The organism is Dokdonella sp., assembly GCF_051958935.1.
In the GTDB taxonomy this organism is placed as follows: Bacteria; Pseudomonadota; Gammaproteobacteria; order Xanthomonadales; family Rhodanobacteraceae; genus Dokdonella_A.
In genome coordinates this window covers 1-26,433 of sequence record NZ_JBQCFP010000103.1, presented here as the reverse complement: position 1 = coordinate 26,433, position 26,433 = coordinate 1, and the positions used below count along the sequence as shown (strand labels likewise).

19 protein-coding genes are annotated in these 26,433 nt (G+C 70.0%); 11 read left to right on the top strand and 8 right to left on the bottom strand.

The genetic code is table 11. The annotated features are described in order from the left end of the window. A partial coding sequence (locus ACTHK2_RS09405) for a hypothetical protein (protein WP_440245447.1) occupies positions 1-288 on the bottom strand: 288 nt, incomplete at its 3' end. Positions 289-354: 66 nt separating this feature from the next. Between ACTHK2_RS09405 and ACTHK2_RS09400 the strand changes: the two genes are divergently transcribed. From ACTHK2_RS09400 to ACTHK2_RS09385, 4 genes are all read left to right on the top strand, one after another. After that, the gene (locus ACTHK2_RS09400) at positions 355-1,206 is read left to right on the top strand and encodes a 23S rRNA (adenine(2030)-N(6))-methyltransferase RlmJ (protein WP_440245446.1); all 852 of its coding nucleotides are present in this window, start codon (positions 355-357) and stop codon (positions 1,204-1,206) included. An 85-nt stretch (positions 1,207-1,291) separates the two neighbouring features. Beyond that, entirely contained in the window at positions 1,292-1,576 is a 285-nt protein-coding gene (locus ACTHK2_RS09395) for a hypothetical protein (RefSeq protein ID WP_440245445.1), read from the top strand. Between the two features lie 41 nt (positions 1,577-1,617). Beyond that, on the top strand, positions 1,618-2,082 hold the full coding sequence (locus tag ACTHK2_RS09390) for a YciI family protein (RefSeq protein WP_440245444.1): 465 nt from the start codon (positions 1,618-1,620) through the stop codon (positions 2,080-2,082). Positions 2,083-2,086: 4 nt separating this feature from the next. Beyond that, a complete protein-coding gene (locus tag ACTHK2_RS09385) occupies positions 2,087-2,488 on the top strand; it encodes a GFA family protein (protein WP_440245443.1) in 402 nt (133 codons plus the stop codon). A 162-nt stretch (positions 2,489-2,650) separates the two neighbouring features. Here ACTHK2_RS09385 and ACTHK2_RS09380 read toward each other — a convergent pair whose 3' ends face one another. The 3 genes from ACTHK2_RS09380 to ACTHK2_RS09370 form a co-directional block, all read right to left on the bottom strand. Further along, positions 2,651-4,822, bottom strand: a complete 2,172-nt coding sequence (locus ACTHK2_RS09380; protein WP_440245442.1) for a hypothetical protein — start codon at positions 4,820-4,822, stop codon at positions 2,651-2,653. Then, positions 4,819-7,047 (bottom strand): hypothetical protein, encoded by a 2,229-nt coding sequence (locus ACTHK2_RS09375; protein WP_440245441.1) that lies wholly within the window; start codon positions 7,045-7,047, stop codon positions 4,819-4,821. The genes ACTHK2_RS09380 and ACTHK2_RS09375 overlap by 4 nt, the downstream gene beginning before the upstream one ends. A gap of 500 nt (positions 7,048-7,547) precedes the next feature. Continuing rightward, complete coding sequence (locus ACTHK2_RS09370) at positions 7,548-9,884, bottom strand: winged helix-turn-helix domain-containing protein (RefSeq protein ID WP_440245440.1); 2,337 nt, start codon at positions 9,882-9,884, stop codon at positions 7,548-7,550. Positions 9,885-10,161: 277 nt separating this feature from the next. On the opposite strand from ACTHK2_RS09370, the gene ACTHK2_RS09365 reads away from it, so the two are divergent. From ACTHK2_RS09365 to ACTHK2_RS09345, 5 genes are all read left to right on the top strand, one after another. After that, positions 10,162-15,120: an MG2 domain-containing protein gene (locus tag ACTHK2_RS09365; RefSeq protein ID WP_440245439.1), complete on the top strand. Its 4,959-nt coding sequence runs from the start codon at positions 10,162-10,164 to the stop codon at positions 15,118-15,120. A gap of 136 nt (positions 15,121-15,256) precedes the next feature. Next, positions 15,257-17,602, top strand: coding sequence for a penicillin-binding protein 1C (gene pbpC / locus ACTHK2_RS09360; RefSeq protein ID WP_440245438.1), 2,346 nt, complete (start codon positions 15,257-15,259; stop codon positions 17,600-17,602). Between the two features lie 299 nt (positions 17,603-17,901). Beyond that, positions 17,902-18,399 carry an HvfA family oxazolone/thioamide-modified RiPP metallophore gene (locus ACTHK2_RS09355; RefSeq protein WP_440245437.1) on the top strand — a complete coding sequence of 166 codons (498 nt, stop codon included), beginning with the start codon at positions 17,902-17,904 and terminating at the stop codon, positions 18,397-18,399. A 1-nt stretch (position 18,400) separates the two neighbouring features. Next, a complete protein-coding gene (locus tag ACTHK2_RS09350) occupies positions 18,401-19,273 on the top strand; it encodes an HvfB family MNIO-type RiPP peptide maturase (protein WP_440245436.1) in 873 nt (290 codons plus the stop codon). Next, the gene (locus tag ACTHK2_RS09345) at positions 19,257-20,033 is read left to right on the top strand and encodes an HvfC family RiPP maturation protein (RefSeq protein ID WP_440245435.1); all 777 of its coding nucleotides are present in this window, start codon (positions 19,257-19,259) and stop codon (positions 20,031-20,033) included. The genes ACTHK2_RS09350 and ACTHK2_RS09345 overlap by 17 nt, the downstream gene beginning before the upstream one ends. Positions 20,034-20,064: 31 nt before the next feature. Here the strand turns inward: ACTHK2_RS09345 and ACTHK2_RS09340 are convergent, their stop codons facing one another. Beyond that, on the bottom strand, positions 20,065-20,970 hold the full coding sequence (locus tag ACTHK2_RS09340) for a sensor domain-containing protein (RefSeq protein WP_440245434.1): 906 nt from the start codon (positions 20,968-20,970) through the stop codon (positions 20,065-20,067). Continuing rightward, complete coding sequence (locus tag ACTHK2_RS09335; protein ID WP_440245433.1) at positions 20,967-21,326, bottom strand: PadR family transcriptional regulator; 360 nt, start codon at positions 21,324-21,326, stop codon at positions 20,967-20,969. The genes ACTHK2_RS09340 and ACTHK2_RS09335 overlap by 4 nt, the downstream gene beginning before the upstream one ends. Before the next feature lie 127 nt (positions 21,327-21,453). Here ACTHK2_RS09335 and ACTHK2_RS09330 point away from each other — a divergent pair, with 127 nt between their 5' ends. Continuing rightward, a complete protein-coding gene (locus ACTHK2_RS09330; protein ID WP_440245432.1) occupies positions 21,454-22,041 on the top strand; it encodes a hypothetical protein in 588 nt (195 codons plus the stop codon). Between the two features lie 9 nt (positions 22,042-22,050). Here ACTHK2_RS09330 and ACTHK2_RS09325 read toward each other — a convergent pair whose 3' ends face one another. After that, positions 22,051-23,817, bottom strand: a complete 1,767-nt coding sequence (locus tag ACTHK2_RS09325; protein ID WP_440245448.1) for a glucan ABC transporter ATP-binding protein/ permease — start codon at positions 23,815-23,817, stop codon at positions 22,051-22,053. Between the two features lie 118 nt (positions 23,818-23,935). Between ACTHK2_RS09325 and ACTHK2_RS09320 the strand changes: the two genes are divergently transcribed. Continuing rightward, a complete protein-coding gene (locus ACTHK2_RS09320) occupies positions 23,936-24,652 on the top strand; it encodes a PDZ domain-containing protein (RefSeq protein ID WP_440245431.1) in 717 nt (238 codons plus the stop codon). A 60-nt stretch (positions 24,653-24,712) separates the two neighbouring features. On the opposite strand, the gene ACTHK2_RS09315 is transcribed toward ACTHK2_RS09320, so the two are convergent. Continuing rightward, positions 24,713-26,433 (bottom strand): InlB B-repeat-containing protein (locus ACTHK2_RS09315; RefSeq protein ID WP_440245430.1); only part of this gene is annotated, 1,721 nt, incomplete at its 5' end.

Below are 26,433 nucleotides of genomic sequence, written 5' to 3'. Positions count from 1 at the left end.
GATCGGCGCGATATCGCCGATCGCGTGCACGAAGGCACAGGCGCAGCTGACGCGGCAGCACGTGTCCGAAGCGGGCGCATGCTTGGCCGGCATGGCCATGCTTTCGTGGCCGCAGCTTTCGCCGGCGGCGGTCGATGCGCCCGCCATCGACGCGTGCAGCGGCGCCGCAGCGGCGAGATAGCCGCCGAACGCGAGCGAAATCGCGAGCAGGCACGCGAGCATGCGCACCGCGCGGATGCGCGCGAGGCGGAACAGGCCAAGCCGGCGGGTGGCGAAAACGTGCGTCACGGGCGAGAATGGTACGCGCCTCCTGCAAGCCCCGCAAAGCCCTTTCCCTGAAGCCCGGCTCGCACGATGAATTACCGCCATGGGTTCCACGCCGGCAATTTCGCCGACGTGTTCAAGCACGCCGCGCTGATCGGCCTGCTCGATGCGCTGCAGGCCAAGCCCGCCGCGCTCTGCTATTTCGACACGCATGCGGGTCGCGCGCGCTACGACCTGCATGGCGAACAGGCGCGCAAGACGCAGGAGCACGCGGTAGGCATCCAGCGCCTGCTCGGCGCGACCAGCCTGCCGCACGCGCTGCAGCGTTACGTCGACCTCGTGCACGCATTCCAGCCGGCGGACACGGCCGGCATCGCGGTGTATCCCGGTTCTCCCCTGATCGCGCAGCGCCTGCTGCGCGCCGACGATCGCGCGATCGTGTGCGAATGGCACGAAGAGGAGGCCGCAGCACTGCGCGACGCACTCGAAGGCGACACGCGCTTCGCGATCCACCACCGCGACGGCTATGCGGCGCTGAAGGCCCTGCTTCCACCGGCGCAGAAGCGCGGCCTCGTGCTCGTCGATCCGCCGTTCGAAGCGCAAGGCGCGGAGTTCGAGCAGGTCGAGGAAGCGCTCGCGAACGCGTGGACGCGCTGGCCCAATGCGACCTATGCCGTGTGGTACCCGATCAAGCTGCGCGAAACGATCGCGCCGTTCCATCGCTGGCTGCGCGACCACGCGGAGCGTGCCGACGTGCTCGTCGCCGAACTGCTGCTGCACCCGGACAACTCCGGCCTGCGCCTCAATGGCTGCGGCCTGGCGATCGTCAACCCGCCGTGGCAGTTCGACGACACGCTCGGGCAATGGCTGCCGGCCGTGCAGGACCTGCTGGCGCAGAGCCGCTTCGGCTCGTCGCGCATCGAGTGGCTCAAGCGCAGCTGAGGCGCCGCCTGTATCGCAAGTCATGCCTGACGCGTGCGCCCGGGCGCGCTAACATCATCGCGACGCACGCGAACGGCAGCCCGCGATGACCAGCGCCCGCTTCCTCCCTGTCCCCACGGCCCTGCTCGTCTCGCCGCTCGCGCTCTCGATCGGCGCATTCGCGCTGCTGTTGCAGTTTCCACGCAGCCCCGTCGCATGGAACATGGGCGCGTGGACCCTCGTCGCCGCGAGCGCGCTGCTCGTGCTGCTGGTACCGCTCGCCGCGTGGTCGCTCGCGAAGAATGCCGCCACGCGCACCTGGCCGCGCATCCTCGCGTTCTCGGGCAGCACGATATACCTCATGGCACTCGCGATCGGCGCGATCACCTGATCTTCGATTCATTGCGGCCGTCGCCGCGCACGGGAGGTCACATGCGAAGCATCGTCCTCGGGCTGTTGGTGCTGTGGTCGACGACCAGCGTCGCGGGCGCGGCCGACGCGCCGGACGCGGCCGGCACCGTCGCCGATCCCGTGCTCGCGAAGAAGCTCGGCGCCGACGAGCGCGGCATGCGCCGCTACGTGCTCGCGATCCTCAAGACCGGCCCGAAGCGCATGCCCGACGGCAAGGCGCGCGAGGCGATGTTCGCCGGCCACTTCGCCAACATCACGCGGCTCGCCGACGCCGGCAAACTCGTGGTCGCCGGGCCCTTCGGCGACAAGAACGAATGGCGAGGCATGTTCCTGTTCGCGGTCGAAACCCCCGAAGAAGCCGCCGAACTCGTCGCGACCGACCCCGTCATCATGAACGGCGAAATGGTCGCCGAATACCACCGCCTGTATGCCTCGGCTGCGCTGATGTCGGTCTACGGGACACATCTCATGATCGCCCCGAAGTAACGTCGTGCGCACCGCGTCCTGCAGCTGCGGCCAGCTCCGCATCGAAGTCGACGGCGAGCTGCTCGGCGTCGGCATCTGCCACTGCCTCGCCTGCCAGCGGCGCACCGGCAGCGTGTTCGCCGCACTCGCATCGTTCGCGCCGCCTTATCGCGTCAGCGGCGGCGCGACCGAATACGTGCGCAGCGGCGACCATGGCGCGCGCTTCCGCTTCCGCTTCTGCCCCGTCTGCGGCACGAACCTGTTCCACACCGAGGAAGGTTGCGAGGCGCGCTCGGTATCCGTCGCCGTCGGCGCATTCGCCGACCCTGCCTTCCCCGCGCCGCGCGCGTCCGTCTACGACTGTCGCCGCCACGCGTGGGTGGCGTTGCCGCCCGGCGTCAGCGTGTTCGACGAGGACCCGCCATGAGGCGCTCGCGGCAGTCGCGAAAAAGAACGTTGCGCCAGATCGATTCGAAGGCGACCGAGTACACGAAGGAAGACGAATGCCACGAGCCGATGCTTCGCTTCGCGTGCCCGGTGTGCTTCGTGCTTCAGGCTCTCCTCCGCCCCGTCGAAGCGCGCCCCGGCATCAGGGCGCGGTGACCTCGAACGTGACCGGTACGATCACGCGCGGATGCGCGTTGTCGCCGTTGTCGATGCACAGGTCCGCCGTGTAGGTGCCGGCATCGAGTGACGTCGCGTCGAGCATGAGCGTGACGTCGTTCGCTTCGCCGGGCATCGCGGCGCCGCCGCCGATGTCCCAGTGCAGCCACGGTACCGGATCGCGCACGTTGCACGGGCCGACGCTCGCGATCGCGAAGGCGCTGAGCCCATTCGAGCGGCCATCCGGGCCGACGACGTCGACCGGCGTCGCATGCCCGGTGCCGATGTCCACGGTGTAGACGCTCTCGGCCTGCTGCGCGGCGTCGCCGGCGAGCAGGTAGAGCGTGCCGGTCGCGTCGTCGAAGTCCATGTCCGCGCCGGCGACCTGGAAACCGAGCGGGCCGATCACGCTCGCGCGCGCGGTGTTGCGGTCGATCGCGACGAGGCTGCTCGTGACCGCGTCGATGCCGTAGAGCAGGCCTTCCGGGCTCACCGCGATCGCCTTCACCTGGGTGCCGTACTGCGCGTCGTCGATGCCGCCGATCGCGCCGACGATCGTCGATGCGCCCGTCGCCGGATCGATGCGCAGGAGGTGCGACGTGCGGCGCTGGAAGCCACCGAACGACACGCCCCAGAATCGGTTGCTCGTCGCATCGTAGTGCATGCCCATCCAGTCCTCCTCGGGCGCGGGCGCGGTCCAGCCGATGTGCACGAATTGGTCGATGCAGGCGCAGTCGGTCGTCTGCACTGCGAGAAGTTCGTTCTGCCAATGGTCGATCGCGTAGACCGTGTCGAAGTCGTTGCCGGCGAAGTCAGCCGCGGCGATGCGGCGCATGCCGTAGAAGATCGGCACGATCGGATCGGGGTGCAGCACGTCGAACGTGACCAGCGGCGGATCGGTCGGCCACTGGTCGAACGCGTAGGCCGGCAGCGACGCACCGAGCGGGCCCGGACGCACCGATGATGCGCGCGCGGGCGCGCCGGTGGCCGCGGCACCCATGCCCCAGCCGAGCGGCAAGGTGCCGACGTTGCCGACCGAGAGCATCGCGGTCGTCGTCGATCCTGCGTTCGCGCTCGCCGAGATCGCCGCGGGCGTGACTTCGATGATCGGCTTGCCGACGACGAGCTCGGCGCTCGCCGAGGCCGAGTACGACGCGACCGCGGTCGGCGTGAACCGTACGACGAGCCCATCCTGGAGGCGCGCGGCGTTGCGCGAGAAGGTTCGCGCCGGCAGCGCGCCCGAGTTGAGGCCCGCGGTCGCCCACAGGCCGTGGTCGTACTGGGCGTCGCCGAACGAGGTGTCCTGGTACAGGAAGTCGATCGAGCCGTCCGCTTCGTGCAGCACGAGCTCGAACGTGGCGCCGTCCGGCGTCGCCGGGAAATGCACGTTGTCCTTCCACTCGACGACGAAGCGGCGCGCGGGAGCCTCGCCGATGGTCTTCGCGTAGACGCCGCCGGGCGACTGGAAGAACGTATCCCACCACGGCAGCAGCGCCGGTCCGAGTGTCGTCGCCGGCAGCGGCGTCGGCGAGTACGGCAGGTAGCCCGCGTCGACGCCGAACAGCACGCCGCCATTGATGCCGGCTGCGACGGTGTCCGCGGTGATGCCGTAGTAGGTGAACGGGAAGCCGATCGGCGTCGCCGCGGTCGCGTTGCGCGAGGGATCGATCGCGAGCGGCGTGCCGCCCGCGGCGATGTCCACGAACGCGAACTGCGGAACGCCCGTGTCGCCATCGAAGCCGTCGACGAACACCTGGTCGGGGTCGTTCTGCGCCATCGTGTAGTCGGGCGCGCTCGGGAACGCGGTCCAGTGCGTCTGCAGCGTACCCGACTCGAGCGCGGGCGCGATGCGGTTGTAGCGGTAGGTGCCACCCGGCGCGATCGTCTGCGGCTCGAGCACCTTGAAGCGCCCGAGGTCGTCCTGCTCCGCGGTCACGAACGCGAGCGTCTCGCCGGTGTCGTTGCTGAGCGTGTAGCAGTAGTTGACCTCGGTGCCGGTCATCACGCTGAGGCTCGACTGGTCGCCGCAGCTGCCGGGAGTCGTGTCCTGCGAGAGCGTAAGCGTGAGCCCGACCGATGGTGTGCCTGCGATGGCCGGCGCGGCACCGAGCGCGAGCAGCAACGCGGCATGGAATCGTGGCATGCGCGGGATGTTCATGGGGTCGTTTCGAATCCGTCGGCGAAGATGAGGTCGGCGCTGCCGACGTCCAAGGTGATCGGAATGGCGACCGTCGCATGCGAGGCATCCGACGTCGCGAGGCATACGGTCGCCGCATGCGTGCCCGCGTCGAGGCCGCTCGCGTCGACGCCGACGACGACATCCGCGCTCGCCGCGGCGGCGACGTCGCCGCCGGACGGCGTGATCGCGAGCCACGCAACGTCGCTCGCCGCGCTGCAGCCGGCTTCGCTTTCGCCGACCGCGAACGAGAGCACGCTGCCCGCTTCGCCGATGTTGCCGACATGCAGCGTATCCGATGCGGCCTCGCCCGCGGCGAGGCTGAAGGCGAACTGCAGCGGCGAAACCTGCGCGAGCGCTTGCGGCACGTCGCTGCAGCCGAACGAGACGCTGTCGATCCACCAGCCTTCGCGCGAGGCGCTGACGTCGCTCGCGACGCGCCAGCGCAGGCGCACCGGCTGGCCGATCGCCGTCGCCGGATAGTTCGCGCGCGTATCGATCCAGCCGCCGCTGTCGCCGGTCCATGCGGCGCGGCCGGCGATCGCGCTGGTGCCGATCATCGTGTCGGCATATCCGCCCTCCACGAAGCTGCCGCCGGCGTCGACGAAGTCGACCCACGGCGCGCCGGCGATCGCGATCTCGAGCACGCCGCCGTCGTAGGTCGCTTCGAGGTCGTAGCGCTGGCGGAACGCGAGCGTCGCGCCCGTCTGCGGCACGAACGCGGGTGCTTCGAGCATCGTGTCCGACGGTGACGGCGGATCCGCCGCGAACGCCGCATTCGGCGCGGTGTCCGCGTCGGCGACGGTCTCCCAGTCGTTCGTACCCTGCACCGGTGCGACGCTCCAGCCGGATGGCAGCGCCGGCGCGGTGACGCCGTCGAAGGCTTCGACGAGCGGCGTCGGGCACGTACCCGCGCTCGAATCGAACGCATAGCCGGCGCCCGACCAGCCATCGGCTCCCGTCGCGAATTCTGCGCCGATCACCGCGGTGCTGCCATCGAGCGCGACACCGATGCCGAATTCCGCACCGTCCGAGGCGTCCTCCGCGACGAGCTTTGCCTGCTCTGTCCAGGCGTCGCCGCTGCGCGTGTACACGTAGGCGGCGCCCGCGTTCTGCACGCCGGCGAGATCGGAGAACAGCGAGCCGGCGATCGCCACGCCGCCCGACAGCGCGACCGAGGTGCCGAAGTTGTCGCCGTTGAAGGCGTCGCTCGCGACGAGCTTGCCCTGCTCGCTCCAGTCCGCGCCACTGCCGACGAACACGTAGGCGGCGCCCTGGCTGGCCATGCCGTTCGACGAGGCGCCGATGATCGCCTGGCCCGCATCGAGTGCGACCGCGCCACCGAAGCCGTCCCAAGGCTCGCCGTCGCTTGCAATGAGGCGCGTGCGTTCGCTCCAGTTGCCGCCGTCGCGCGTGAAGACGTACGCCGCGCCCTGCCCCTGGTTCGCGCCGATCATCGCCGAGACCGCGCCGACGAGCACGCTGTCGCCGCGCACCGACACGGCACGGCCGAACTGCACCCAGGCTGCGCCATCCGATGCGCTGAGCTTGGATTCGAAGTGCCAGCCGCCGTCGAACGCATACACGTATGCGGCGCCCTGGCTCATGTTGCCGTTCACGGTGGCGTTCTGCGCCCCGACGACGATCGTGCCGCCGTCGATCGCGACCGAGTTGCCGTAGCCGTCGAACGCCGCGCCGTCCGTGGCGGCGAGCTTGGCTTGTTGCGTCCACGTCGTGCCGCTGCGCTCGAACACATAGGCGGCGCCTTGCCCGGCCACACCGCCGATCGCCGCGAAGCGCGCGCCGACGACGATGCGGTCGCCCGAGATCGCGAGCGCGAAACCGAACTCGTCCCCGGCGACACCGTCGTCGGCGACGAGCCGCGCCTGCTGCGTCCAGACGCCGCCGCTGCGCACGTAGACGAAGGCGGCACCCTGGCCATCGTTGCCACCGACGTCGGCGCCCGCGGCGCCGACCACCGCCGTGTCGCCGTCGAGGGCGACCGCACGGCCCGCGTAGTCATTGCCCGCCGCGACATCGGCGAGCAGTTTCGCCTGCTGGGTCCAGCCGCCACGGCCGGCGACGATGCCGCCATGGTCGGCGCCGACCGGCGCTGCCGACGCGATCGAAGCTGCGAGTGCAGCGAGGAGCACGAACCCACGCACGAGTACATGGCCTCGCGCAGGGCGGACAGGATGATGCGGCATCGTTCCTCCGGGGATCGGGAAAGGAGCCGCCGGCGGGCGTTGGATTCGCACCGGGGAGCTCCCGCCGGCAGCAAGGCCACGACGATCCCGCCGCCCGCCCCGCGCGCGCACTCGAAAGGCGTTGCTTTCGCGTTACGAAAAAATTTGGTCATCCGCCGCGCCCGGGCAAGGCCGCATCGCAGGTCGGGCCTTGGCCCACCCCTCGCCCGGGCGCAGGCCGGCTCCGACTCCCCGTGTCGGCGGTGGGACGCCGGGTCCCGGCTTCGCCGGGACGATGCGGTGAAGCTGCTGTTTCTGCTCCTGCTCTTTGCTTGCGATCCAGCGGGGTCCCCTCGGCGCCGCCGGGCGAGGCGAAGCCTCGCGTGCGGGCGACGCGGGGCGCCCTTTCTCCTGGTGGTTTCTCTCTGGGCAAGCGAAGAGAAGACACCCGCTCGCCGCCGAGGCGAGCGGAACCTTGCGACTGCGCCACGCACGGCGAAAGAAGCCTTGGGCGCCGGCCTTCAGGCGTCCGGCGGCCGCCGCAACACCGCCGGGATCGTCCGTTCGCCGGCGAGCTTCTCCGCCTGCGTGAGGGCGGCGTACCACGGCGCCGACGCGCGCAGGTGGTGGAACAGTTCGAGCTGCAGCAACGCGCAGCGGTAGTCGCGATCGGCCCACGCCGTGGCGCGGCCGATCGTCGCCTGTGCGGCGGCGTCGCGCCCAAGCGCCAGCTGCCAGCGCCCATAGGCATCGACCACGGCGACGAGGTCGTCGGGGACGCCGCCGGCATCGGCATGCGCGAGCGCGCGCGTGAAGGCGGCATCGGCGGCGTCGCGCCGATCGGCCGCTGCGTCGACGACGGCCGCGGCGAGCGCCTCGTAGGCGAGGCTGCGCTCGTCGCCGGGCGCCGCTTCGGCCGGGAGTGCCGCCTGCGCGCCGCGACCGAGTGCGACGCGCGCCCGGCTGCGCGCGGCATGGAACCCCGCGCGCAACGGCGCTACGTCGGATGCGTGCCCGCCCGCGAGCGCGCCGGAGGCGATCGTTTCCACATCCTGCCAGCGCCCTTCGTCGAGCGCGATCGACGCGCGCACGCGCGCGATGCGCAGTGCCGATTCGGGATGGCGCGGCGCCGGCTCCTGCGTGGCGTCGGCGACGAGCACGCCGGCCTCGGCGAGTCGGCCGAGTGCATAGAGCACGTCGATGCGGTCGGCGATCATCTGCATGCGCAGCAGCGGATCGCGCACGCGCGCGCGAAAGGCCCAGGCGCGATCACTGAGCGCGAGCGCGCCAGCGTGGTCGAGCAGGCGCTCGCGGCAGGCGAACAGCAGCGACAACGTGTGCAGGTGCTCGTTGACCGCATCGAAACGCTCGAACACCGTGACCGCACGCTCGAGCGCGGGTTGCGCCGCGTCGACGCGGCCGCGCTGCACCTCCAGTTCGCCCGCGATCATGTCCAGGCGCGCCTGGCCCGGCGCATCGCCTGCCTGCTGCAATTCGATGCGCGCACGGGCGAGGTCCTGCAGCGCCTCTGCATAGTTTCCCTGCGCGGCGCGTGCGGCGCCGCGCCCGCCGTAGGCCTGGCCGAGTTCGAGCGGCCGATGCCAGGCCTCGACCTCGGTGATCGCCGCGGAAAAATCGCGCTCGGACGCGGCGTACTCGCCACGATTGAGCTTTATCGTGCCGAGGCCGGTAAGCGCGCCCGCGCGCAACGCCGGATCCTTCGCCGCCGGCTCGTCCTCGAGCAGCGAGGTGAGCGCCTGCGCGACCGCGTCGAGGTTGCCGGCGCGAAAGTCGACCTGGGCGAGCCGGTAGCGCAGCTGCGGCTCCGCACGCACGAGCGCCGGCGCACGCAGGAGGATCGCGCGCGCGACTTCGAGCTGGTTGGCGAGCATCGCCGCATTGGCACGTTGCAGGGTTTCATCGAGTGCGGAGTCCGGGCTGGCCTCGTCGGGCGCGAGCCGGCCCAGGTGCGCGAGAAGGCGGTCGCCCGCGGCGCGCAGCGTGGGCAGTGGCTCGCGTCCGTCCGCTTCGACGACGATCGGTTCGCCCTCGCCTGCGAGCGCGCGCAGGCGGACGTGCCAGCCTTGCGCAGTGACCGTCGCCGCGCCGTCGACGAGCAGGTCGACGCCGGTCGCCGTGCGCAGGCGCGCATCGTCGCCGGCCACGCCGTCCGCGTGCAGTGCGGCGAGCACGGCTTCGCTCGGCGGAACGCGCAGGCCGCCCGAGCGCAGGCGCGTCGCGAGCGCGTCCATGCCACCCAGGCGCAACCAGTCCTGCGGCGGAGTCGCGGTGACGTCGAGCGGGCGCACGAGCGCGCCGGGCGTCGCCGCGTCCGCCCGCGCGGGCGCCGACGGCTGCCGGGCGGTCCAGGCGGTGAAGGCGGCGATGGCGAGCAGGAGCAGCACACCGATCGCGGCCAGGCGGCGGCGCGGGAATCCATGCGCCGGCGCCGGTGGCGCCGTGGTGCCGGGCATCGGTGCTGGAGTAGCGGATTCCACCAGCGGCGCGCCTTCGCCGGCACTGGCCGGCGGCGTCGCCAGTGTCTGCACCTCGGCCAGCCAGCGATAGCCGAACTTCGGCATCGTGCGGATGTAGTGCTGGTCGTTGCCGTCGTCGCCGATCGCACGGCGCGCACGCAGCACGATCTGGCCGAGCTGCGCGTCGGAAACATCGACGCGGCCCCACAACGCGGCGACCAGTTCGTCGCGCCCCACCGCGCGCTCGCGATTCTCGATCAGGTAGAGCAGGCAGTCGAACACGCGCGTCGGCACGGTCACCGGCACTCCGCCGCGGCGCAGTTCGCGCGCGGAGCGATCGAGGCGGAAGTCGTCGAAGAGATAGGTGATCGGCGATGGCATGCGTGGAACCGGCGCGGTCGGGCGAGGGCCGGACCGGCGCCGCAGCGGCGGTGCGTCCGCGATCATAGCTCGCGGCGCCCGGGGCGCGTGCTGCACCGCGGCTTGCGTGTGGCCGGCTGGCGTGCGGCGACGCACGCCCGCGGTGCGAACTGCCGCACACCGGCGGTGCGCGGCCGCGCACGACCGCGGTGTCGACCGCACGGCGCCCGCAATCGCCCCGGGCCGGCCATAATCGGCTGCGTATACTCGACTGCGCCATCCACCCGGGGAGTTCACAATGGATCTGCGTTCGCCCGTGTCGCGCCTGCGACTCGTAGGCATTGCATTGCTCATCGCCGCCGGCCTTGCCGCCTGCAGCCGTACCGCCGACCAGGTGCCGGAAGTGCAAGGCAAAAAACCGGTCGCGGCTGAACCGGCCGAACCTGCGAAAGCCGAAGGCTTCGCGCTCGCGTCCGCGCGCGCCGAGCAGCACGACGGCCAGCTCGCGCTCGCGCTCGAGTTCAGCCAGCCGCTGGTCGGTACGCAGGCGTTCGACACGCTGATCGGCGTGACCGACCCCAAGGGCGCCGCCGTGCAAGGCAGCTGGTCGCTCGACGAGGACGGCAAGACGCTGCACTTCCCCTACATCCAGGCCGACCAGAGTTACGCCGTCAAGATCAAGGGCGAGCTCGCCGCGGCCGACGGCAAGACGCTCGGCAGCGAAGTGGCCAAGGACGTCTACACCGGCCCGATGGAGCCGAATGCGGCGTTCGCCTCGCAGGGCAACGTGCTGCCCGCGCGCGAAACCCGCGGCCTGCCGGTCATATCGGTCAACGTCAAGGACGTCGACGTCGAATTCATGCGCGTGCGCGACGACGAAGTCGCGAACTTCTTCGCGGCGTACCAGAAGAACGGCAAGCGCAGCTCGTACGAACTCGACCCGCGCTACGGCTGGGGCCGCGAGGGCTCGCCGATCACGCAGATCGCCGAGTCGGTCTACGCGAACCGCTTCGCACTCGCCGGCAAGGACAACGAACGCGCGGTCAATTACCTGCCGATCCAGTCGATCTCCGAACTGTCCAAGCCCGGCCTCTACTTCGCGGTGATGAAGCGCGCCGGCAGCTTCAACGACGAATACGAGACGAGCTTCTTCTTCGTCAGCGACATCGGCCTGCATACGCGTGCCTACGCCGAGACGCTGTTCGTGCACGCGGCCTCGCTCAAGAGCGGCGCGCCGCTCGCCGGCGTGGAATTGTCCGTACTCGACGGCAAGGGCGAATCGATCGTCGCCGGCAAGACCGACGGCAACGGCAACGCGCAGCTCGCCTACACGCTCAAGGCCGACCAGGTGCTCGTCGCGAGGAACGGCAACGACGTGTCGCTGCTGCCGTTCAACCAGCCCGCGCTCGACCTCTCCGACTTCGCGGTCGCCGGCCGCAAGCAGGCCTGGTTCGACGTGTTCGCATGGTCGGACCGCGACCTCTACCGCCCGGGCGAGACGATCGCGCTGTCGGCGCTGCTGCGCGACTTCGACGGCAACCTGATCAAGCCGCAGCCCCTGTTCATCACGCTCAAGCAGCCGGATGGTCGCACCTACGCCGAGACGAAGCTGGAACCCAAGGACCTCAACTACTTCGAATGGTCGCGGGAGATCCCGGTCGATGCGCCGACCGGGCGCTGGCAGGTCGAATTCCGCACCGATCCCAAGTCGAGCGAGGTCACGCAGGGCCTCACGTTCCGCATCGAGGAGTTCCTGCCCGAGCGCCTCAAGCTCGACCTATCGAGTGGGCAGGTCGTGCTCAAGCCCGGCGAGCCGTTCAAGCTCGCGGTCGAAGGCGACTACCTCTACGGCGCACCCGCGGCGGGCAACCGCTTCACCGCGCGCCTGACCCTCGCCGCCGACCAGCATCCGGTCGATGCGCACAAGGACTTCTACTTCGGTGACCCGACGGTCGAGTTGCCGAAGGAGGCGAAGGACGTCATCGACGACGCGCTCGACGAGGACGGCAAGCTCGAGCAGGACATCGAGATCCCCGAAGCCGCCAAGCCGGCGACACCGATCGCGGCACTGCTCTCGGGTAGCGTCTACGAAACCGGTGGGCGCACCGTCACGCGCACGCTCAAGCGCACCGTCTGGCCGGCCGACGCGCTCGTCGGCGTGCGCCCGCTGTTCGACCTCGAGGAAGGTTCCGACGCACGCGGCCGCGCCGGCTTCGAGCTGATCCGCAGCAATGCCGCCGGCGACCTCGTCGCCGGCCAGCACCTCAAGCTCACGCTCGTGCGCGAGCACCGCGATTACCACTGGACCTTCGACAAGGACAGCGGCTGGCACTTCGAATACGTGCAGCGCTACGAGGACAGCGAGAAGCGCGACATCGACGTCGAAGCCGGCAAGGTCGCGAAGTTCGACGTGCCGGTCGACTGGGGCAACTACCGCATCGAGATCCTCGATCCCGCGACCGGCCTGGTCACGCGCCTGCCGTTCTTCGCCGGCTGGAGCTGGAACGACGACAACCGCGGCAAGGAAGCGCGCCCGGACAAGGTCAAGCTCGCGCTCGACAAGCCGAGCTACCGCGCGGGCGACACGCTCAAGGTCACGATCACGCCGCCGCAGGGCGGTCCCGGCCTGCTGCTGGTCGAGTCGGACCACCTCGTCTATTCGAAGAACATCGACGCGCAGCCCGGCGCGGTGTTCGAGATCCCGGTCACGAAAGAGTTCGAACGCCACGACGTCTACGTCACCGCGCTCGTGTTCCGCGGCGGTTCGGCGACGAACAAGATCACGCCCGCTCGCGCGGTCGGCGAAGCCTGGGTGCCGATGGACCGCGCCGATCGCAAGATCGACGTCACGATCGATGCGCCCAAGCAGATGAAGCCGGAAATGGACCTGCCGGTCGCGGTGAAGGCGCCTGCGCTCGCGGGCAAGAAGGCCTACGTCACCGTCTCGGCCGTCGACGTCGGCATCCTCAACATCACGCGCTTCGCGCGCCCCGACGCGAACGCGTGGTTCTTCGCGCAGCGCGCGCTCGGCATCGACGCATACGACCTCTACGGACGCGTGATCGAGAGCTTCGACGGCAACACGGCCAGGCTCCGCTACGGCGGCGACATGGCGCTCGGCGCGCTGCCGCAGGCGCGCCGGCCGACGGCCAAGGTGCTCACCGTCGATCTCTTCTCCGGTGTCGTCGCGCTCGACGCGAAGGGTGAGGCGAAGGTCGCGCTGAAGATGCCGGACTTCAACGGCACGGTGCGCGTGGTCGCGCAGGTGTTCGGCGAAAACCAGTACGGTGGTGCCGATGCCGAAACGATCGTGCGCGCGCCGCTGGTCGCGGAGATCTCGACACCGCGCGTGCTCGCCCCCGGCGACAGGTCGGCGCTGACGCTGGACCTGCAGAACTTCTCCGGCAGCGAGCGCGAGTTCGCGGTCAGGGTTTCGACGCAGAAGCCGCTCGCGATCGACAAGGGTGAGCGCAAGGTGAAGCTCGCCGACGGCGCGAAGACGACGCTGGAGTTCCCGCTGACCGCGCTCGACGGCTACGGCGTCGGCAACATCAACGTGCAGGCGTCGAGCGGCGACCTGAAGATCGACCGCCACTTCGAGATGGTCGTGCGCGCCGCTTGGCCGAGCGTGATGCGCTCGAGCGCGCGCTCGCTCGACACGCTCGCCCCGGTGACGCTCGGCAGCGACGCGGTCGACGGCCTGCTCGCCGACTCGGTCGTCGCGCGCCTGACCGTGTCGAGCCTGCCGCCGCTGCCGTTCGCGGCCGCGCTCAAGGACCTTCTCAAGTATCCGTACGGCTGCATCGAGCAGACCACCAGCAAGGGTTACGGCGCGCTGCTGCTCGACGACAGGACGGCCGAAAGCCTGCACACCGACGGCCTGCCCGCAGCCCAGCGCAAGGAACGCGTCGATGGCGCGATCGGCCGCATCGCCTCGATGCAGATCCCGTCCGGTCATTTCTCGATGTGGGGCGGCGACAGCTACGTCAACGAATACATCACGCCGTACGTGGTCGAGTTCCTCGAGGACGCGCGCGACGAGGGCTTCCTCGTTCCCGACGAGATGCTGCAGAAGGCGCTCAAGCGCCTCAACGACGACCTGCTCTCGGGTGGCCATCCGTTCTACGGCTACGAGCACGGCGACCACCTGCGCTTCGCCAACGAGGCGTACTCGGGTTACGTGCTCGCGCGCGTGAACCGCGCGCCGCTCGGCACCTTGCGGGCGCTGTACGACAACGACAGGGGCAAGTCGGTCACCGCGCTGCCGCTCGTGCACCTCGCGATCGCGCTCAAGCTCATGGGCGACGAGCCGCGCGCACAGAAGGCGATCGCCGACGCGTTCGCGATGAAGGTCGAGCGGCCGTGGTACCTCGGCGACTACGGCTCGAACCTGCGCGACACCTCGCTCATGCTCGCGCTCGCGCACCGCTACGGCCTGTCCAAGCCCGAATACGACGGCCGCATCTTCGACGTCGCGCGCTCGCTCACCAACGAGGAGCACCAGGCCGATGCGCAGCAGCGCCGGTCCGGCTACCGCTGGCTCTGGCTCAGCACGCAGGAACAGATCGCGATCGCCCGCCTCGGCAAGACGCTGATCAAGGACGGTGACACGGTCGTGTCGGGCACGCTCGCCATCGGCGCGAACGCGAGCGAAATCAGCCCCGACCGCCTGTGGAGCCGACAGTTCGGCGGCGCCGACCTCGCCGCGGGCGTGCGCTTCACGCCGCAGGGCGACCTGCCGCTGTACGTGAGCACGGACGTCGCCGGCGTGCCGAAGTCGGCACCGGCACCGGACGACCACTACGTGTGGATCCAGCGCCAGTTCTACACGCTCGACGGCAAGCCGTGGGAACCCGGCCCGCTCAAGGAAGGCGACAGCCTCATCGTCGGCCTCAAGCTCGAGGCACGCGAGGCGATACCCGACGCGCTGCTGGTCGACCTGCTCCCGGGCGGCCTCGAGATCGAGAACTTCAACCTCACGGATGCCAAGCAGTGGGCCGACGTCGTCGTCGACGGCATCACGATCACCGACCGCGCGCAGGCCGCGGACGTCCGCCACGAGGAGTTCCGCGACGACCGCTACGTCGCCGCGCTCAACCTCGGCAAGGGCCAGACCGCGCACGTGTTCTACCTCGTGCGCGCGGTCACGCCCGGCACGTTCCAGGTACCCCCGCCACTGGTCGAGGACATGTACATGCCGCAGGTGCGCGGCATCGGCAAGAGCACGCCGGCGTCGGTGAAGGTGATCGAGCCGTAGCGCGTCGACGCCGGACTGCGATGCCGCCAGGGCGTGTGCCCGCGCCGACTTCGGCCCTCCCCTTCGAGGCAGCGCCTCGAGCCTGTCCAAGGGGAGGGTCGGGTGGACATGGTTCGCGGAGCGTGAAACGAGGGTCATGAAAGTACGCGCCATCAAGTTCATCCGGCGTACGGCCATCGTGCTGTTGTGCCTGTGCGCGCTCGCCCTCGCGCTCGACCGCCTGTTCCCGCTGCCGCTGCCCGACGGCTCGGGTGGCGGCACGGTCGTGCTCGCGCGCGACGGCACGCCGCTGCGCGCATTTCCCGACCGTGACGGCGTCTGGCGCTACCCGGTCGCGGTGGAAGACGTTTCGCCGCTCTACATCGAGGCGCTGCTCACCTACGAGGATCGGTGGTTCTGGCGCCATCCCGGCGTCAATCCGCTCGCGCTCGCACGCGCGTTCGCGCAATGGATCGTGCACGGGCGACTGGTCTCGGGCGGCTCGACCCTGACGATGCAGGTCGCGCGCATCCTCGACGGCACGCCGCACGACGTGCTCGGCAAGCTGCGCCAGATCGCGCGCGCGCTGCAGCTCGAGGCGCACCTTTCCAAGCGCGAGATCCTCGCGCTTTATCTCGAACGCGCGCCCTTCGGCGGTACCATCGAAGGCGTCGAGGCCGCGTCGTGGGCCTACCTCGGCAAGCCCGCCGCGCGCCTCTCGCGCGCCGAAGCCGCGTTGCTCGCGGTGCTGCCGCAGATGCCGAGCCGGCTACGGCCCGATCGCAACGCCGACGCTGCGCGCGCCGCACGCGACAAGGTGCTCGCGCGCATGGCCGACCGCGGCACTTGGACACAGGCCGAGGTGCACGACGCGCGCGTCGAGTCGGTCGCCGCGCGCGCGCTGCAGCCGCCGCTGAGCGCGGCGCTGCTCGCCGAACGCCTGCACGCGGAACGGCCGCGCGAACGGCGCATCACGACGACGATCGATGCCGAGCTGCAGCACGCGCTCGAGGCGCGCGTGCGCGACTACCTTGCCCGCCTGCCCGAACGCACATCGGCTGCGCTGCTCGTCGTGGACAATGCGACGCTCGAAGCGCGCGCCTACGTCGGCTCCGCCGAGTTCGGCGACGAGCAGCGGCTCGGCCACGTCGACATGGTGCGCGCCTGGCGCTCGCCCGGGTCGACCCTGAAGCCGTTCCTCTACGGCCTTGCGCTCGACGACGGCCTCATCGATTCGGAAAGCCTGCTCGTCGATGCGCCGCAATCGTTCGGCGGCTACCGCCCCGGCAACTTCGACCTCGCCTACAACGGCCCGATCGGCGCAGCGGAGGCGCTGCGACTGTCGCTCACCGTGCCCGCGGTGGATCTCGTCGATCGCATCGGTCCGGTCCGGTTCGCCGCGCGGCTCGCCAATGCGGGGCTCGACCTGCGCCTGCCGCGCGGCGCCGACCCGAACCTGTCGGTGATCCTCGGCGGCGCCGGCGTGCGCATGGAGGATCTCGTCGGCGCCTACACCGCGTTCAACCGCGGCGGCATCGCCGGCCGCGTGCGCTACGCACGCGACGACACGACGGTCGACCGGCGCATCCTCTCCGACGGCGCGGCATGGATCGTGCGCGACATCCTAGAGGCGAATCCGCGCCCAGGCTATGCGCCGGGCACGTTCGACCCCGGCTCGCGCCCGCGCATCGCATGGAAGACCGGCACGAGCTACGGTTTTCGCGACGCCTGGGCGGTCGGCGCGACGCGCACGTACACGGTCGCGGTGTGGATCGGCCGGCCCGACGGCACGCCGCTGCCTGGCCAGTACGGCGCCGTCACCGCGCTGCCGCTGATGTTCCAGGTCGTCGACAGCCTGCCGCGCAACGCGATCGCGGCGGCGCCATCGCCACCGCCGCAGAGCGTGAGTCAGCGCGAGGTGTGCTGGCCGCTCGGCCTCGCGTTCGATCCCGCGCGGCCGGAACTGTGCCACCAGAAGCACACCGCCTGGGTGCTCGACGGCGTGATCCCGCCGACGTTCGCCGAACGCGACGCGACGAGCTGGAGCGCCGGCCTGCTGCACGTGCGCATCGATGCCGCCACGGGTGAGCGGCTCGGCGCCGGCTGCGAGCGGCGGCAGACGCGCGAGCTCGACATCGCGCGCTGGCCGGCGCTCGCCTACCCGTGGCTGCCGCGCGAGCTGCGCCGCCGCGCGAGCCTGCCTCCACTCGCCCGCGGATGCGGCGACGACGGACTCGCGGCGACCCTGCCGCTGCGCATCGACGGGATCGGCGCGGATGCGGCGATCGCGCGCGCGCCCAACAGCAGCACGCCGGCGACCCTGCACCTGCGTGCGCTCGGCGCGATCGGCGACGTGCAATGGCTCGTCAACGGGCGGCTGGCCGGCAGCACGCGCGGCAGCGCGACCTTCGAGCATGCCTTCGAACAGACCGGCCCGCAGACGATCACTGCACTCGCCGACAGCGGGGCGTGGGCGCAGGTGCAGGTGCGCGTGTTGCAGTGACGAAAGGAATGCCGTCGGCGGGCGGTCTGTCGGACCGACCTGGCGACGGTGATGTTGCGCTGCATCGTCGACGCGTCATGCAAGGAAGCGTCCACGACCACGGTTCGGCGTAGCGGCTCATTGCAGCGCAGCAATCGACGAAGCGTTCGCCGCAGGCGGCGAAGCGTGAGGGCGAAGGCGACCGTTGCGGGTCGAATACGCCGCGTTGACGCAAACGCGCTAACGTAGAGAGGCCAGTCGCCGGACGCTCGGCGCAATCAACGGGCTCGCGCCCATCATCCACCATGGAGATCACTCGAATGTCCAGCAAGATCGGCAATACCCTCGGCGTCGCGATCGGCGCAGCGTTCATCGGTTCACTCTCGCTGAGCCAGCTCGCCGCGGCCAGCCCGGCGTTCCAGGCCAGCGACCTTGCGACCGGCTACATGCTCGCGGCCGCGGGCGAAGGCAAGTGTGGCGAAGGCAAGTGCGGCATCGAGAAGATGGACAGCAACAAGGACGGCAAGGTGTCGATGGACGAGATGAAGGCGATGAAGACCGCCCACCTCGAGGAGCACTTCAAGGAAGCCGACACCAACGGCGACGGCTTCATCGACAAGGCCGAGATGGACGCGCACCACGCCGCGATGAAGAAGAAGGGCCATGAAGGCTCGTGCGGTGGCGACAAGAAGAAGGCCGAAGGTTCGTGCGGCGGCAAGAAGGCGGAAGGCTCCTGCGGCGGCGACAAGAAGAAGTCCGCCGAGGGTTCGTGTGGCGGCCACAAGGACGCCGAGGGCAGCTGCGGCGGCGCCCGCTGAAATGTCCTTGCGTAGTCCCGCGCTGCATGGTGCAGGACTCGGCCTGCGGCGGGCCCTCCTGGGCCCGCTGCAGGAACACCTCGCGGACGCGGAACCCGGGCGTCGCGAGATCGATTTCTTCGAGATCGCGCCGGAGAACTGGATCGGCGTCGGCGGCAAGCTCGGCCGCAGCCTGCGCGCGCTGACCGAGCGCCATCCGTTCGTCTGCCACGGGCTGTCGCTCTCGCTCGGCGGTCCCGAACCGCTCGACGATACGCTGCTCGCGCGCATCCGCCGCCTGCTCGACACGCACGGCATCGCCCTCTACTCCGAGCACCTGTCGTACTGTTCGGACGACGGCCATCTGTACGATTTGATGCCGATCCCGTTCACCGAGGAAGCGGTGCGCCACGTGTCCGCGCGCATCCGCCAGACGCAGGACGTGCTCGGACAACGCATCGCGGTCGAGAACGTGTCCTACTACGCCGCGCCGTCGCCGGCGATGAGCGAGATCGAATTCATCGACGCGGTGCTGCGCGAAGCGGATTGCGACCTGCTGCTCGACGTCAACAACATCCACGTCAACAGCGTCAATCACGGCTACGACGCCGCCGCGTTCCTCGACGCGCTGCCCGGCGGGCGCATCGCCTACATCCACGTCGCGGGTCACTACGTCGAAGCGCCGGACCTGCTCGTCGACACCCACGGCGCGGCGATCATCGACCCGGTCTGGAAGCTGCTCGCGCGCGCCTACCGCAATTTCGGCGTGCGACCGACCCTGGTCGAGCGTGACTTCAATTTTCCGCCGCTGGCCGAACTGCTCGGCGAGCTGCATACGATCCATGCGATCCAGGCCGACCACGGGAGCGCGACGCGCGATGTCCGCAGCGCCTGATGCCGGCCGCCTGCGCGCGGCGCAGTTCGCGTTCGCCGCGCACATCCGCGATCCGCACCAGGCGCCGGCCCCTGCCGACGTCGAACCGCGGCGCATGGCGGTGTACACGGAGCTGTTCTTCAACAACGTGTCGAGCCTGCTCTCGGCGAACTTCCCGGTGATCCGCCGCCTGCACGACGATGCGGCCTGGGACGCGCGCGTGCGCGCGTTCTACCGCGACCATCGCGCACACACGCCGCTGTTCACCGAGATCGCACGCGAGTTCATCCGCCATCTGGAAACACGCGCCGAGGCCGGCGCGGGCGATCCGCCGTTCCTGGTGGAACTCGCGCATTACGAATGGAGCGAACTCGCGCTCAGCCTCGACGAGGCCGACCCCGACGCGATCGCGTGCGACCGCAGCGGTGACGTGCTCGCCGGCATTCCCGTGCTGTCCCCGGTCGCACGCGTGCTCGCCTACCGCTGGCCGGTGCATCGCATCGGTCCGGATTTCGTGCCGGAAGAACCCGCGGCGCAACCGGTACTGCTGCTGCTCGTGCGCGACCAGGGCGACGAGGTTCGCTTCATCGAAATCGACGCCCTGTCGGCGATGCTCGTCGAACGGCTCGGTGCGAACCGAACTCGCTCCGGCACGGCCTGCATCGACGCCCTGCTCGCCGAACTCGGGCGCGCGGGTGACTCGGCACTGGCGTCATCCGGCGCCGCGATCCTGCGCCACCTGCGCGCACGCGACGTCATCCTCGGCACCGCCCGGAGCTGATCCGGCCCGCGCGAGCCGGATCGCATCGCGCTTACGAGGCCGCCGATTTCACGAGCAGTTGCTTGGCGAGCGCGCCCTGCAGACGGCCGACCCCGCGCGCGAGATGCAGCACCGCGAACGGCAGCACGACGCCGAGCAGCAGCGCGAGCGGCATCATCAGGAGCGGCGGCACGACCGATTGGCCGTCGAGGTAGATGCCGCCTTCGATGAGGCCGAACTGCGCGAGCAGCAACGCGAACGGGCCGGCGATCATGGCGACCGACAGGCTGATGCCCACCACCGCGAGCGTGAAGTAGACGATGCCGAGCGGAAGCATGAGCACCATGTACAGGAGCGTCGACCACGTGCGCGGATCGGTGAACATCGCGCCGATGCGCGCGCGCCACGACAGCTCGCGATCCGTATACGGCGGGCGGCGCGGCATGCGCTCGCCGAGCATCACCTCGATGATGCGCCCCTCGACCAGCGCGAGCACGCGCACGGTGCCGAAGAACAGCACCGCGAACGCGATGCCGAAGATGAGGATCGACAGCCCGAGCGAGAGCGACAGCCCTGTCACCGCCCAGGTGAAGTAGAAGATGCCGGTCGCGAGCGACAGCAGCATGTAGAACAGCGCCGCATACGCGCGCGGGTCGGCGGCGATGCCGAAGAAGCGACCGAGCGCGCTGCGCCGCGCCGGCGGCGACGGCGGGCGTAGCGCCTGCTGCACGACCTGTTCCTTGTCGACGTAGATTGCCGCGACCTCTTCGGGCGCACCGTAGCTGTTGGCGATCTTCGCGAGCACCTCGGCCTCGGACCTGCCGGGGTTCTCGGCGAGTTCCGAACGCAGGTGGTCCTCGGCGTCGTAGAGCGCATCCTGGATCAATGCGGGATCGGCACCGCCGAGCGCAGCGCGCAGCTGGTCGAGGTATTCCCTGATCGTACGTGGCGTGCTCATGTGCCCTCCAGCACGGTGTCGACGAAATCGCGGGTCGCGGTCCAGGCATAGCTCCATTCATCGAGGACGCGGCGCCCGAGCGGCGTGATGCGGTAATAGCGGCGTGGCGGCCCCGCGACCGAGGGTTCCACTTCGCTCGCGAGCAGCCCGGCGCCGTCGAGGTTGCGCAACACCGGATAGAGCGCGCTCTGCTTGCCGCTGAGCACGCCCTCGCCCGTTTCATCGAGTTGCTTGGCGATCTGGTAGCCGTACATCGGCGCGCGCGCACGGGCGAGCACCGCGAGCAGCACGAGCGAGACGATGCCGGCGCTCAGCTCCTTGTGGAACTTCCAGAGGTGGCTTTCGGTGTCGACCATGCCTTCACCCGTTCATGCCCATGAGTGAACCATAGTACTGAGTTAACACTAGTGTATCGGCCGGAAGTCATGCCCGAGCCGGCCGCGGAAGCGGCACAATCGCGAGGTCCATGGCAGCGAGGTGCCCGTGAACCATCCGGAACTGATGTGCGTACCCGTCTTGATGGCCGCCGACCACCTGCTCACCGTGGCCGGCGCGCGGGCGCGCGAAAACGGCTACGACCGCCACATCCGCACCGAGCATTACGAGCTCAATCCGGTATGGCAGAATGAGATCGCACGCAAGCGCTGGTTCAATCCCCGCCACAGCGTGCTGGTGCTCGTCGCGGCGATCACGTTTTACCTCGTTTCGGAGGCGATGCCGCCCGGGGACAGCGCCGGCGCCTTGTTCTTCTCAGGCATGCTCGTCGGAACGTTCGGCGCGATCAATGGCCGCCATCTCGCCAACCTCGCCACGTTCCGCTACCTGAGGTCGCACCCGGACCGTGATATCGAAGGTTCGATCAGCATGTCGCACGAGTATGCCCTGCGCTTGTCCCTCCACCAGCACATGACGCTTCTGCTGCCGCTCGCACTGCTGTGCGCGTTCCAGCCGGGTCCGCTGCTCGCCGGAGGTGTCGCCGGCATCGTGCTGCTGATGCTGCTGCATGCGGCATGGATCGCCGCGTGGCGCCGCAAGACGGCCGGAAAAGCACGCGCTGACGCCCCGCGCTGAAACGAGGCATCAGCCGCCCTCGTCCTCCGCGAAGATCGGCGCGTCGTCGGCGTCGGCGACGAACTGGCCTTGGCCGTCGAGTTCGGCGAACAAACCGCCGAGCGCGACGAGTTCGTCGTAGCGACCCTGCTCGACCAGTTCGCCGTCCTTCAGCACGAGGATGATGTCCGCATTGCGCACCGTCGTCAGGCGATGCGCGATCACGAACGTGGTGCGGTCGCGCGTGAGCGTGCCGAGCGCGCGCTGGATGCGCGCCTCGGTCGCGTTGTCGAGCGCACTGGTCGCCTCGTCGAGGATGAGGATCGGCGCATCCTTGAGCATCGCGCGCGCGATCGACAGGCGCTGCCGCTCGCCGCCCGAGAGCGAACGGCCGCGTTCGGCGACGAGCGTCGCATAGCCTTCGGGCTTGACCACGATGAAGTCGTGCGCCTCGGCAGCACGCGCGGCCGCCTCGATCTCCTCCTGCGTCGCATCGGGATCGCCGATGCGCAGGTTGTCCGCGATCGAGCGGTAGAACAGGCCCGGATCCTGGAACACCACGGCGATCGCGTCGCGCAGCGAATGCAGGCTCACCGTGCGGATGTCGATGCCGTCGATCGTGATGCGCCCCTCGCTCGGATCATAGGCGCGGTAGAGCAGGCTGAGCGCGGTGGTCTTGCCGGCGCCGGTCGGGCCCACCAGCGCGACCGTTCCGCCCGCGCGAACGCGGAACGTGAGATGCTTGAGCGCCGGGTGCGACGCGTCGTAGCCGAACGACACGTTTTCGAACGCGACTTCGCCACGCACCGCCGGCAGGTCGGGCATGCCGGCTTCCTCGTGCAGCGTCGCGGGCGTGTCGAGCACGGCGAAGAAGTCGCCGAGGGAATGCGTCTGGAAGAACAGCCCGGAGACGAAGCCGGCGAACTGCTCGAGCCGGCCGATCAGCATCATCGCGAACCCGACGAAGCTGACGATCGCACCGACCGTGACCTCGCCCTTGAGGTTGAGCGAGGTGCCGAGCGCGAAGATCGCGACGATCGTCAGCGTGCTCGCCGCGCGATTGGCGACCGACAACCACGCCCAACCACGCAGCACGGGGTATTGCGCTGCAAGCGCGCGTCGCATGAGGTCGCGGATCGCGGCGACCTCGGCGCCGAGGCGCGTGAAGCTCTGCACGACGAGCACGTTGCCGAATACGTCGCCGGCGCGCTCGGAAATCGCGTGGTGCAGTTGCTCGACTTCCCCCTGTGCCTTGTGCGTCTTGCGCATCGCGATCGCGTTGAACACCGCGAAGCTGACCATGAGCATGATCATCAGCAGCGCCAACTTCCAGTTGATGCGCAGCGCGAGAGGCACCATCACGACGATCGACAGCAGCGTCGCGAGATGCTCGCGGAAGAAGCCGAGCCAGAGGCCGAACAGGTTCGCGCTGCCCGCATGCATGATGCGCAGCAGGCGGCCCGTGTGGTGCTGGCCGTGGAATGCGAGCGGCAACGCGATCGCGTGCTCGAAGAAGCTCGCGATCGCCGCCTGGCGGCGTCGGTGCGCGAGACGGTCGGCGTACAACGACACCCAGACGCTCGCGGCGACACCGCCGAGGCCGACGCCGGCCCAGCCCCAGATGAGGTGCCAGGCGCCTTGCTTTTCCGGCGCAGCGAGCGCGTCGACGACCTTGCCGAACAACCAGGGCTCGAGGAAGTACACGCCGGCAAGTGCGAGATTGGCGAGCGCGAGTGTCGCCGCCAGCCACTTCTCGGGCGCGAGCAACGCGATCACGCGAAAATAGATGCGCAGCATCGACACGGCTGGCTCCGTCGACACGTTGCATGAATCGTAGCAAACGCGCGGGACGGCGGCGGCTTGACCGGCCAGCTCCCGGGGCGAGAATCGAAGTCCCTGCCCCGCTGGTACCACCATGCTCCGTCGCCTCGTCGTGCTCGTCCCCCTCGCCCTCGCCGGCTGCGCGATGGCGCCCTCGTACGCGCCATCCGGCACGCGGCCCGGAGAAACGCCGTCCCGCTCCGCGATCAGTTACGAACCCGTACCGGGGCGCGATGCGCAGACGGTTGCGCAGATGCGCGCGGCACCGCCACCGCAGGACGCGACGATCGATTTCGCGCGCGAGGGCGAGGAAGCGCGTCTAGCGGCGCAGGGCTACGTGCGCATCGGTCGCGGCCGCTTCCCGATCGAGCAGATCGCCCGCGAGCGCGAAGCCGACGCGCGCGCCGAGGCGCAGCGGCAGGCGGCGGCCGGCGGCGCCGAGCGCGTGCTGCTGGCGCCGCCACGCGACGGCATCGATGCGGCGTGGATCGCCGACTACTACGTGCGATTCCGCCTGCCGTTCGGCGCGTCGTTTCGCGACCTGCGCGACAGCGAACGTGCGACGCTCGGCGCGCAAGGCGGTGTCGCGATCGGCGCCGTCGTGAACGGCACGCCCGCATCGCGCGCGAATCTGCTCACCGGCGACGTCGTGCTCGCACTCGACGGCAAGCCGATTGCCGACCGCGCGGATTTCCAGCAGCAACTCAAGCGCAATGCAGGCCATGCCGTCACGCTGACCCTCGTGCGAAACGGCGAAACGCTGCGGCGCGCGGTGAGGCTCGGCGCGATGCCCGAGGGCGCGGGCGAGTAGCAGCCGCGATCCGTGCGCGAGTCGGCGGAGCCGCGAGGCCCCGCCGGCTCGCAGGCGTCCTCAATCGCAGGCGCGCGGCGAGGTCTGCGCGACGATCGACGGCGCGATGCCATCCGGCAGTGGCAACTCGAGCGAGAGCTGCGGGCCTTCGAGCAGCAGCATCGGGCCGCTGCCACCCGTCGCGATGCCGATCGCGAGCGAAGCATCCGCGGATACCGGCGCCCACGCGGTCGCGCGCTCGGCGCCGTCGCGATCGCTCGCCACGAGGCGCAGCGACGGGGTGGCATCCACGGCGAGCCGTTCCAGCCGGAATCCGGCCGAGCCTTCGCCGCGCGCGATGAGCACGGTCTCCACCTCGGCGAGCGGCGCCGTGCGCGGCAGATCGAAAACGCGCGTCGCGCTGAGGTCGAAGCGCTGTGCCTGCGCCGGGGCGCATGCGAACGTGCTTTCGTCTGCAGCGCTGCCCTCGGCGCCGTCGCCGTATGGCACGTCCATGCCGGTACGCAGGATCACGATGATGTCGTGGTCGTTTGCCGTCGCAGGCGATGGACCGCCGACGTTCACGGTGTAATCGATCGTGCCGACCGGCGCATCGACGCGGACCGGCGCACTGACCACCCAGGTCAGGGTGCGACCCGGCGGCACCGCGACACCCGTGTCGGCGAGCGCGCCCGAACCGCTCGCGCGGCATACGGCGCCACCACCGGCGCCATGGCACGCCCAGGTCGTCGACGTCGTGTCGATCTGCGGCGGCGACACATTCGTGACGCTCACGCCCGTCGCGATGCCTTCGCCATCATTGGTCACGCGCACGAGGTAGGTGAGCACCTTGCCGTAGTGGACGTAATCGCGGTTGTCGGTCACCGTCACCGCCAAGTGCGGTACCGGCGGCGCGCAGGCGACCACGACATTGGTGATGTCGGCGCCGGCCAGCGTGCCGCTGCCGTTGCTCACCGTGCATACCTGGGTCGGTCCGCTCGGCTGCTGGCCGACGGTGACCGCATAGGCGCCGAGGTCGTCGAGCGCCTGGGCGAACACGAACGGTCCGTTGGCAGGAATCGGCAGGTCGTTCGCACCATTGAGGCGCAGCACGAGGCCCGAGCCGAGCAGGCCGGTCACGTTGCCGCCGACCGTGTGCGTATCGATCTCGAAGTTGGCGATCACGCTGCAGTCCGCGGTGACCGCGGCGGTCGTGAACACATTGCCGGCGAGGCTGCCGCCGCAGGTACCGGTCACGTCGAGGACGTGATAACTCGATGCCGGCGTCAGGGTGAACGTGGTCGTCGCACCGTGGTCGACGTCCTGCACCGTGGAGGGGCTGATCGTGCCGTTGCCGCTGCCGACGCTCGGCGTGACCGCGTGCGTGTCGAGCGCGAAGCTCGCGACGACGGTGCAGTCGGCGTCGACCGCGTTCGTCGTGTAGACATTGCCGGCGAGGCGGCCACCGCAGGTGCCGCCGACCGGCGTGACGACGTGGTAATTCGCAGCCGGCGTCAGCGTGAACGACGTCGTCGCGCCATGGTCGACCGTCTGCGCCGTCGACGGGGTGATCGTGCCGTTGCCGCCGGTCACGCTCGGCGTCACCGTGTGCGTGTCGATCGCGAAGCTCGCGATGACCGTGCAGTCGGCGTTGACCGCGATCGTCGTGTAGACGTTGCCGGCGAGGCTGCCGCCGCAAGTGCCGGTGACGGTACCGACGTGATAGTTCGCCGCCGGCGTCAGCGTGAAGGTCGTCGTCGCGCCATGGTCCACCGACTGCGGCGTCGACGGGCTGATCGTGC